Source organism: Rhizobacter sp. P3_C12, from assembly GCF_056402735.1.
This window is the reverse complement of record NZ_JBFUGW010000580.1, coordinates 1-1,368: the sequence shown is the minus strand read 5'-3', so window position 1 is coordinate 1,368 and position 1,368 is coordinate 1. Positions and strand designations below refer to the sequence as shown.

Sequence of the window (1,368 nt, the reverse complement as noted above, 5' to 3'; positions counted from 1 at the left end):
CGGCGCGGGCGCGGGCGAGGGGGCCGGCGCTGGCGCAGGCGCCGGCGTGCCGGTCACCGGCCCGAGGGCCGRGCCGTCGGTGTTGCCACCGGCCCAGGTGGTGTCCTGCGACCCGCCACCGCAACCGCCCAGCAGCACGGCCGACACCGCGATGAACAACGGGCCCAGGCCCGCGCCGGTTCTCATGGCTTGACCGTCAGCTTGCCGACGCCGGCTTGCGCCTGCACCGAAGCCTTCACCGACGCCGCCGGCAGCAGCGCGCTGCGGCTGTAAGGCACCGTCCAGCCCACGTCGCTCGAGAAGCTGCACTGCGACATGTTCAGCGCCGCGCCGTTCAGCAGCGAGCCGGCTTCGGCGATCGCGCCGGTCTTGCTCGACGAGCCCGGGTTCTTCATCACGCTCGCGCAGCTGTTGGCGCCCTGGATCTCGAACACGTTGTTCTCCGAGATGATCTTCGCCAGGTAGGCCACGCCGATGCTGTAGCCGTACGGGTAGGCCGCGTTGGCCGTGCTGCCCTGGTAGAGGTTGTTGTAGACGTGCACCTTGCCGAAGCGAACGCGCGGCGCGCGCTCGGTGATGTTGGTGAACAGGTTGTTGTGGAAGGTCACCGTCAGGTGGCCGTTGTCGGAGGTCTTGCTGTCCGACGAGCCGATCAGGTTGTTCTTGTCGTGCTGGTCGAAGACGTTGTTCGAGATCGTCACGTAGTCCGAACCGTTCTTCACGTCCAGCGAGCCGTCATGGCACTGCTTGCGCTTGCCGTTGACGACTGCGAGCAGGTCGTCGGTGACCGGGGAATCGGTGAACCGGTTGTGGTCGATCCAGACGTGGGTCGAGTCGTCCACCGTGATGCCGTCGAACTCCGAGTTCCAGTTGCCGCTGGAGCCGTCGTTCGGGTCCCACAGCGGCGACACGTCGCACGGGTCGATGATGGTCAGGTTGCGCACGATCACGTTGTCGACGCCGTTGATCTTGATGTTCGCGTTGACGAAGCCGGCAGTCGCGCCGACGCCGATCAGCGTCGTGTTGCTGCCGAGCTTCAGCTCACCGCGATTGGCCTGGTCCGAGGTGCTCTTGAAGGCGCCGCCGTTGTCGGCTGCCGCCATGTCGATGCGACCGGTGACCTTGATGATCTTCGCGTTGTCGCCGCCCGCCTTGATCGCGGCGAGCAGTTCGGTCGCGGTGTCGACCCGGTAGATCGCCGCAGCCGCTGCGGTCGAGCCGCCGCGCGTGCCGCCGGACTGGCTGGCCCAGCCGGTGCCCGGGGCCACCTCGGTGCTGGCGTCGGCCGACGGCGCGGGGGCCGGAGCCGGGGCAGGCGCGGGAGCCGGTGCCGGGGCGGGAGCAGGCGTCGGAGCCGGTGCGGGGGCA

At 68.9% G+C, this 1,368-nt stretch carries 1 protein-coding gene and 1 pseudogene; both read right to left on the bottom strand.

The genetic code is table 11. The features are described from left to right. A pseudogene (locus AC1DXV_RS34650) lies at positions 1-186 on the bottom strand (hypothetical protein); the annotation flags it as partial. Beyond that, a partial coding sequence (locus AC1DXV_RS34645) for a pectate lyase family protein (RefSeq protein WP_477938050.1) occupies positions 183-1,368 on the bottom strand: 1,186 nt, incomplete at its 5' end. The gene AC1DXV_RS34645 and the pseudogene AC1DXV_RS34650, both read right to left, overlap by 4 nt.